The sequence below is a fragment of the Paenibacillus gallinarum genome (assembly GCF_014836635.1).
Classification (GTDB): Bacteria; Bacillota; Bacilli; order Paenibacillales; family Paenibacillaceae; genus Paenibacillus; species Paenibacillus gallinarum.
The window spans coordinates 265075-273709 of the sequence record NZ_JACSQL010000006.1; the positions used below are offsets into that span (position 1 = coordinate 265075).

Annotated in this window: 7 protein-coding genes; 2 read left to right on the plus strand and 5 right to left on the minus strand. The window is 39.8% G+C overall.

Features of this window, described 5'->3' with window-relative positions; translation table 11 throughout:
- Window positions 1-275: 275 nt before the first annotated feature.
- Window positions 276-671 carry a hypothetical protein gene (locus H9647_RS15110; protein WP_191801333.1) on the plus strand — a complete coding sequence of 132 codons (396 nt, stop codon included), beginning with the start codon at window positions 276-278 and terminating at the stop codon, window positions 669-671.
- 310 nt (window positions 672-981) lie between these two features.
- On the plus strand, window positions 982-2574 hold the full coding sequence (locus H9647_RS15115) for a bifunctional metallophosphatase/5'-nucleotidase (RefSeq protein ID WP_191801335.1): 1593 nt from the start codon (window positions 982-984) through the stop codon (window positions 2572-2574).
- Between the two features lie 125 nt (window positions 2575-2699).
- Here the strand turns inward: H9647_RS15115 and phnE (H9647_RS15120) are convergent, their stop codons facing one another.
- The 5 genes from phnE (H9647_RS15120) to H9647_RS15140 form a co-directional block, all read right to left on the minus strand.
- The gene (phnE, locus tag H9647_RS15120) at window positions 2700-3506 is read right to left on the minus strand and encodes a phosphonate ABC transporter, permease protein PhnE (protein WP_191801337.1); all 807 of its coding nucleotides are present in this window, start codon (window positions 3504-3506) and stop codon (window positions 2700-2702) included.
- 13 nt (window positions 3507-3519) lie between these two features.
- A complete protein-coding gene (gene phnE / locus H9647_RS15125; protein WP_191801339.1) occupies window positions 3520-4335 on the minus strand; it encodes a phosphonate ABC transporter, permease protein PhnE in 816 nt (271 codons plus the stop codon).
- Window positions 4328-5128, minus strand: coding sequence for a phosphonate ABC transporter ATP-binding protein (gene phnC, locus H9647_RS15130; RefSeq protein ID WP_191801341.1), 801 nt, complete (start codon window positions 5126-5128; stop codon window positions 4328-4330). Before phnC ends, phnE (H9647_RS15125) begins: the two co-directional genes overlap by 8 nt.
- Window positions 5129-5233: 105 nt before the next feature.
- Complete coding sequence (locus H9647_RS15135; RefSeq protein ID WP_404822631.1) at window positions 5234-6337, minus strand: phosphate/phosphite/phosphonate ABC transporter substrate-binding protein; 1104 nt, start codon at window positions 6335-6337, stop codon at window positions 5234-5236.
- A 1233-nt stretch (window positions 6338-7570) separates the two neighbouring features.
- Window positions 7571-7921, minus strand: coding sequence for a hypothetical protein (locus tag H9647_RS15140; protein ID WP_191801343.1), 351 nt, complete (start codon window positions 7919-7921; stop codon window positions 7571-7573).
- Window positions 7922-8635 lie beyond the last annotated feature (714 nt).

The window sequence follows — 8635 nt, forward strand, 5'->3', positions numbered from 1 at the left end:
GTAAGAACATAAAAAGTAGACGACCAAAGAAGAAAAAGTGCGGTTTTATAGGGTGGAGAACGTATGTTCCTAAGTGAATGGATTCAGCTTATATACATAAGGACTAAACATAGAACCATGTGTAATTATATTGGAATGAAGATTGATACGAAAAATCTCTATCCAAGTTTAAAAGAGAAGTTTACCTTGACATGTACAGAACATATCGTATACATTTGTATACAAATAACACACGTATACAAATGTATACGATAAGAAAAGGGAGGAAACTGTTTATGCGTGAAAGGGAAGAAAATCAAGGTAGACATGGACGAAGAGATCATGAAGAACATAGAGGTCATCGAGGTCCGAGGTCATTTGATAAGGAGGGAAAGAGAGATTTTAACGGGTCTCATCATAAAAAGGTCCAAACGTTTCGGCGCGGAAGAGCGATTGCTTTTTTAGAGAAACTCCAAGTAAATCGTTCGACTTTACAGCGGCAGTTACAAGATCCGCAATTTGAATCAATTAAACAAGTGATCAGCGGAGAACTGAAGGCAATCGAAATGGTAATGGATGATTTTATCCATATGTTTCAGCTTGATGTGACGGAAGGCAGTGTAGTTGATGCATCAGAAGAAGTTACCAAATCAGCAGAAGATGCTAATGAAGAAGGAACAGATCGGAGTTAATACAAAGTGCCGGGATAGTCTATATGACTTTTGGGCACTTTTTATTTTGTAGAGTGATAAATAGGGATCACCGTGATTAATAGGTAAACTTAATATATATTATGTTAACTATCGATAGGATTCCTACATAGATTACCTCTATACACACAGTTGAATGATTTATTTTTAACTTGTAGATAACAAACTGTTTAAAGTCAGTTGTTGTATTACAAATATAATAAGAGTGGAAATAGTGGAAATATAGGAATAGATGGCCTTGATCTCAATCTAACGAGAATATATAGCTTCATTCATAGGGGGACTTCAAAAAGTGAATTCACAGACAAAAAATACAGTGGTCATTACACTGCTGGAAACAAGCGATGTGCATGGTCACATTTACCCAACAGATTATCGGGAGGCAGGAGATAAGCCGCTTGGTCTTGCCAAGCTGTCTACAATCATTCGTAAGGAACGGGAAATAGATCCGCATCTCTTACTTATCGATAACGGTGACCTTTTGCAGGGAACTCCCTTCATGTATTACTATGCTAAATACGATAGAACAGGGATGCATCCGGCAACGAAACTGTTAAATCACCTTACATACGATGCAGCTGTACTTGGCAATCATGAATTCAATTACGGTTTAGAGCTGCTGAATAGCCATATTAAAGACGCTAGGTGTCCTTATTTATCTGCCAATATCGTAACGGAGTCCAATGGTGATCCGGCATTCGGACCGCCTTACCGAATATTTATGATGCAGGAAGGTATCCGTGTTGCCGTGCTCGGTATTACAACGCATTATGTTCCTAACTGGGAAGATTCAGCGAACATCCGTGGACTTGATTTTAAAGATGCGTTAACGTCTGCTCAGGAGTGGATTACTCATATTCGTAAAACCCACCAGCCGGATGCTGTCGTCGTCTGCTACCACGGAGGATTTGAATGTGATCCAGTCACCGGAAAGGCTACAGAGCCTCTTACAGGGGAAAATCAGGGCTATGAGATGTGTATGCACCTCGAAGGGGTGGATGTTTTGCTCACGGGGCATCAGCATCGGCTTCTTACCGGAGAATTAAATGGCGTTGTGTATGCGCAGCCTGGTTCGGCTGGACAAGCCATTGCTAAAGTGGAACTTCGATTTGAGCAGGATGGGGAAGGCAGATGGGGAATATGTGGTAAGAAGGCACAGCTGATACATGCAAGCGAAGCAGAAGCAGATCAGGAAGTGCTTGCACTTTTTGCTGAGGCGGAACGAAATACCCAGGCATGGCTGGATCAGCCCATTGGCAGAGCAGAAGGTGACTTATCGATACTCGATCCATTTACTGCTAGACAAAAGGATCATGCCTTCACAGAATTTATTAATCGGGTGCAGATGGAGGTTACGGGTGCAGCTATCTCCTGTGCTTCTATTTTTACCAATAAGGCAAAAGGGTTCTCAGAACACATCACCATGCGAGACGTCGTATCTAACTATATCTATCCAAATACCCTGAAGGTACTTCTACTGACAGGCCGTGATATTCGGGATGCCCTGGAGCAGAACGCCCTTTACTTTACGCTCGAGGAGGATATCGGGAGATTACAAGTATCTGAGGGATATCTGCAACCTAAACCGCAGCACTTTAATTATGACATGTGGGAAGGCATCGAATATGAACTGGATATCTCAAGACCCGAAGGGAGCCGTGTTAGTAAGCTATGGTTTAACGGTGCTCCTATGAACCTTCACGCTTCCTTTGAAGTTGTGATGAACAGCTACCGAGCGGGTGGAGGAGGCAACTTCGGAATGCTGATGAATAAACCTGTGATCCGAGAAATACCTACTGACATGACCGAGATTTTGGCTGATTATATCACGAAGCGAAAGGTAATCTATGCATCATGTGATCACAACTGGAAGGTCATCTTTTGAAAAAAGACCGTTATCTATTATTGGTACACACAAAAAAACCTCCAATACCATGGAACCAATGGATTTGGAGGTTTTTGCTGTCTATTTTGATGAAGAATAACCACAAAACCACTATGTACCAATACTTAACCATGGATGAGTTTGGAACGAAGGCGATTTGATATCCATTCAATAAGCAGAATTAGAACCACTAAACCGATCAAGATCGAGCCGACCTGATTCCATCTATAGCTGTTCATGGCAAAGATCAGTGGTGCTCCAATTCCTCCGGCACCAACCAACCCGAGGATAGACGCTTCACGCATATTCATGTCGAACCGATAGATCGTAACCGATAGGAATAATGAGAACAGCTGCGGTAAGATGCCGAAGCGGATTTTTTCAAAGGTTGTACAGCCTAGGGAGGTCATCGACTCTAGTACTTTCTTATCCAGCTCTTCAATGGTGTCGACATAGAGTTTCGATAACATTCCGATCGAAGTGAGTCCTATGGTAAGCACACCTGTGAATGGTCCAGGTCCGGACACGCGGATGAACATTAAACCGTAGACCAGCGCTGGAATGGTTCGAATCATAATAAGGAGTAGTCTTGTGATCCAAGCAATCGGTTTAGGTACAATGTTGGAGGCCGCTAGAAAAGCAAGCGGAACAGATAACACTGCGCCTACGAAGGTACCCAAAAAAGCGATGGCTGTTGTTTGAATAAGTAAATAGATGACACCTTGTTTCGATAAGTTGAACAGCAGCTCTAGGTCTGGACTGCCCAATCCTTTTAGGATGTTCAGCGCGATCACGAATCCATTCTGATTCATGTCTTTAAAGCTTACTGTGTTTAAAGACCAGATGAACAGAATAAGCACAATAGCCGTTACGGTTAGCACATACCTGCGATTTCGAGGGGAAGCCAGCATTTGTTTCTCTATTGTTGTCATCAAATTAGCCTCCTCAAGTTAACTTTTTTCTGAAATGCTCGCTGATTGTTTCAATTACATATACAGTGACGATAAGCGACAAAATAATCATTCCCACTCTGGAATAATCTCGCCAGCCGATGTTCTCATGAATCAGCAGGCCAATTCCTCCAGCACCTACGTATCCGAGAATAGCCGCGTATCGCACGTTTCCTTCAAAACAAAATAAGGAAGTAGATAGATAACGAGAGAGCACCTGCGGATATATCGAATATCGAAAGGCCTCTACACGGTTCATCCCAATCGATTCCATCGCTTCAAAAGATCCCATATCGACGTTTTCGATCTGTTCATATACTAATTTACCGACATAGGAGAGGGTAAAGAGCATAATCGCCACGAGTCCTGCCATCGGGCCTAAACCGAACACATAGGTAGCGATCAGCGCCGTTACTAGCGTAGGCAGCGTTCTGAGCAGGCTGAGCATAATTTTAAATACAGCAACGACCGATTTATTACGAATGACGTTAGAAGAAGCCATCATGGCGAATGGAAGAGCTAGAGCAGCGCCAATAATAGATCCTAAAAATGACATTTGCAAGGTTGAGATCATTGCATCCCACAGGTGAGGAAAGTAACTCCATTTTGGAGGAATCATCTCGCCTATAATAATAAAAAACTGATTTATCCGGTCGAAGAGCATTTGAATATCAAAATCAGTCAGTTGGGTGGATGTCGCTGTTAAGGCAGCAAGAATCAGGAATATGAAAGGGAGCCGTGATCTTTTCTCCATGACGACTTTTCCGTTTGCCAGAACCAGCTTTTTTGGAGGGAAGAGTTTATCATACATGTCCTGAAACCACCTCTAACGTTGAAGCAACTTCTTCGTTCTTCTCTTCAGAATCAGAGACATGTCCATAAATGTTGTTCAAAATTTGCTTTGATACCTCAGTGGGCGCACCATCAAATACAATTTCTCCTTCACGAACCCCGATAATGCGGTTTGCATACTCCAAAGCGACCTCTACATGATGGATGTTCATGATAACAGAGATATTCATGGTTTGATTGATTCTCCTGAAATCTTCCATCACCATTCTCGAAGTTACCGGATCAAGGGAGGCGATCGGTTCGTCCGCAAGTATGATATCTGGATTTTGAGCGAGTGTACGGGCAAGTGCAACCCGCTGTTGTTGTCCGCCAGATAGCTGATCTACACGGATATAAGCTTTATCCAAAATTCCTACTTTATCTAGAGCCTCTAATGCCAGGAGTTTTTGTTCTTTCGTAAAAATGCCGGTCAGCTTACGCCATATGGATAGATCTGGTACGAAAGAGACGAGCACGTTTTTTATTACACTTATTCGATTGACGAGATTAAAAGATTGAAAAATCATCCCAATTCTTCTTCGGAAACGGCGAATTTGTTTGCCGCGTAACTTCGATACATCCACATGGTCTACTAATAACTGTCCATCTGTTATGTCGTGCATCCGATTAATACATCTGATCAGTGTCGACTTGCCAGCGCCGGATAAACCAATGACGGCTACAAACTCACCTTGTTCAATCTTTAGATTTATATTGCTCAGAGCGGTTGTGCCGTTCGGGTACGTCTTTTGTACATTCATAAATTCGATCATGGAAAAACTCCAATCTTATAGTCTTCATCTGCCAAGCAGAAAAGGAGAACATCTTAAAAATCACGATGCTCTCGCTTTTTAGCTGCTTACCTGATTTATGCTCTACTAGTTTTTCATTTCTCTAATAATATCTTGAGCTTTTCTTTCAGCATCATAGTCTGAAGATTGTGCTACTTGATAACCTTCATGGCTATAGACTGCAATTACTTTTTTGCCTTCTTCCGTTTGTGCGATGGAGATGAACGCATTTTGAAGGGCTTTTTTAAGATCATCCGTCATAATCGGACTGTTTTTACTAACGCTGATCGTATCATTGTAAATTCCATCCGTTACGGCGATTACATTGGTTTCATCCCAAATCGAACCTGGGCGACTAAATTCATTCGTCCATTGTTCGTTGTAGTCTCGTCTTGCATCTGCGAAGGCTACGACAACATCGACTTGTTCAGCTGCTAGACGGGCAAAGGAGCTGCCATATGAGTCAGATGTAACCACGTGTGCTAGATCAGTAATGCTTTTATTTAAGTTTTCTTGAAGCCATAGTGTAGGGTAGATATATCCAGCAGAGGAGGAGGTAGACATAACCGCCCAATTCGCATCGTTTACATCTTCCCATGTCAGATTTTCGCCATTGTTGACTTTCTCAGCTAATGCCTGTCCTTTAGCGGAAGGGCCTGCGATGAATAGGGAGCGATAATACGTTGCCTGGTCAGTTGTCGGTTCCGTTGGCTTGTTATCGTTCCAGTCTTTAGCTAGTTCGGAGTCATTAGACAATCCTGCTCGTGTTGCAGTTAAGATAACGTCAGCTCCATCATCGTATAGAGCATAAGTTCCACCCGGTACAAATCCAATGTCTGTCGTGCCTGCAGTCAAAGCTTCACCTACAGCTTCATATGTAGTGCCTACATCAATGCTTATTTCTCCAACATTAAAACCTTCAGTTGCCAATTGGTTTTTTAGTAAGTCTTTTAGCGGATCCGTTGCCGTAATAATATCTTCTGGATCTTTCGATGGAACAAAGCTGATTCTCAGCTTCTCAATATCCTTTGAATTAATACCTGTATCACCCGATGTTTCGTTGTTATCAGCACCTGACGATGAAGAGGATGGGGAAGATGTGTTTTGCTGCGAACTGTTGCTGGTTCCACAACCTGCGATCAGCACCATGACTAAAGTGAATAACGTGAAAAGCATGATTCTTTTTCTCAATTCATTACCCCCGATTATATTTGTAATTTTCAAAGGCGGACGGAAGACGCTCGCTATTGAAAGACAAACTCATTGTATAATCTCTTTGTTCGCGATTTATAAGCGTTGTGTCAAACCAATGATAAAATTTGCGGAGATATCCTTTGTTTTGTCAAATAGGATGTGATTATGATGTTTTTTAACATGTAGTTAATAATCCAAGTGATTGAAGTGAGAATTGGTGGGATCATGTTGCAGCTTTTTTGATTTTGAGGAGGGGATTGTGATAGGTCATAATAGAACATGTAGAAGATTCAGTGAATATAAATTTGAAAATAATGGTAATATAATTAATAAGGTGAGCAGATCAGAAAATATATAGTGGGATCTAATTTAATAGATTAGAGTAAAGTAGCTGGTTTAATTTAGTTAGTGGATTTAAAAAGATCAATGGATGCTTATTAGGTGGTCGAATCGAGTAATAGTTAATAAAAGTGAGGAAAATCAGAGGTTTGATAACAAAGTAATGGAATTAATGATTGAAGAGTAACTTTGTCATTGTTTAAATATCAATGATCACATTTAGATGATTTATTAATTTTCAATCAAATAATATTAGGAAAACATTATGGGAAATTAATTAATGAATAAGTTTGAATGTTGAGAGTTGTGATTGTTTAGAATTATTAAAAAGAAAGTAAACAGCAACAAAAAAAGCTACAAATGAACAAAAAAGAAGCAAAGACCAACAATAAGCTTGATTAATAAGAAGAACAAAATAATCGAATTCAATGAAATAATCCTTGATCCATAAGCGTTTTTTCTTATACATAATCACAAAACCCGTATTTTGTACATATGTATATAAGTCTTTCTTTCGTGGGTTGATCATAATCAGAGCTACTTGATCATAATCAGAGCTACTCTTTCTTCGATGAGCGCACTGCTCAGCCTTCTCATGCATTATATTACTATTTGATTCCGAAGTAAAATCTCATCTTTCTTTGTAGGAAATCCAAAGTTGAAATCTGTAAATCAGTACAATGACCACAATAATATAGGTGATCCGCAACAAATATTCCCTACTAAAAAGAAAACTTCGTATATATCACTTCTTTTGTTGATAGCTATAAGGACTAAAAAGCAGCCAGTCTTTTGAATACTTTTTACTTCTTGTAATTAAATTCATTTATATGTTTTTTTAATTGCATAGGAACTAATCATTCATCTCGTCACGTCCAATTGTATGGTTTCCTACAAAACTACTCTTTCCCTGTTCTCAGTAAATCGATAAACCCCAATCTCGGCAATGGAGTCATCCAGCCATGTAATATCAAATCTATCCAGAGAATCTAAATCAAAATCATCAAACTCTTTGAAGTTTTTCAATGGCGAAGCATATTTCCCGTAATATATACGCAAAGAAGAATAAGCATATCGAACATTCCTATCCTTCACATCCACAACTTTCGAACTCATCTCCTGCAGGTCAATTGTATGAATGTTATTAGGCGAGTGACTCACTGTAATTGATGTTACAATATAAGGAGCATAATCAGTAACTTCCTCCTCCCATTTTGCTGTTGAGGAGCAACCACTAAGCACAACTAACACTCCCGTGATAAGCATACTTAATTTCAGTAATCGATTTAGTTTCTTGTATTCTATACTAAATTCCCCCCCTATATTTTGATTACAACATTGTCTTGTTGATTATAGGTTCTTTTTTAACTACCTTTGCTGGGCAACGCTGACTCATGTCTCATCTCAGCCTTTTAGTTTACTCCATCAATCAAATAGCAAGTTGCTCCCTACTGTGTTCAACTAACGTTTTCTCGTTAGGTCAACTAATGTCCAACCATCTTAATTTCCGGTGATCCTCCCAGAAGCAAATTGATATAACCCTATTAAAATTAAAAACAGTACGAGAAAAATAAAAATAATTCCGATTAGTACTATCTTGAATGTTCTAGAAAATTGCGATTTACGTATGAGTTGACTTTCCACACTTGTCAATCGATCTTTAATCTCTTGAATTTCTTTTTCATGTTCCATTAATTTCTCCCCTTCGCTCAGCTTCATTTACTCTTTATCTTGATGGGTTATTATAACACAATCTATTTTTTGCTTGCTTTTCATTCACTCTAAACTGTTCGTTAGCTAAAAGAAAAAGCAACCGGTTTTTTGAGCGGCTGCTTACTTGTTCTTATTGAGCTATCGTTTTTCCGTTAGCTTAATCTAAGGTTCCAAGTTTAATAGAAAACTGATGTAAAGCTCCCGGTATCCCTCTAAACATAAGAATTCCTTGATTAACTAAAA

What these genes read in the sequence shown, in the direction of transcription:
- H9647_RS15110 (WP_191801333.1), top strand. Translation starts at nt 276, where the DNA reads ATGCGTGAAAGGGAAGAAAATCAAGGTAGACATGGACGAAGAGATCAT.
- phnE (WP_191801337.1), bottom strand. Translation starts at nt 3,506, where the DNA reads ATGACAACAATAGAGAAACAAATGCTGGCTTCCCCTCGAAATCGCAGG.
- phnE (WP_191801339.1), bottom strand. Translation starts at nt 4,335, where the DNA reads ATGTATGATAAACTCTTCCCTCCAAAAAAGCTGGTTCTGGCAAACGGA.
- phnC (WP_191801341.1), bottom strand. Translation starts at nt 5,128, where the DNA reads ATGATCGAATTTATGAATGTACAAAAGACGTACCCGAACGGCACAACC.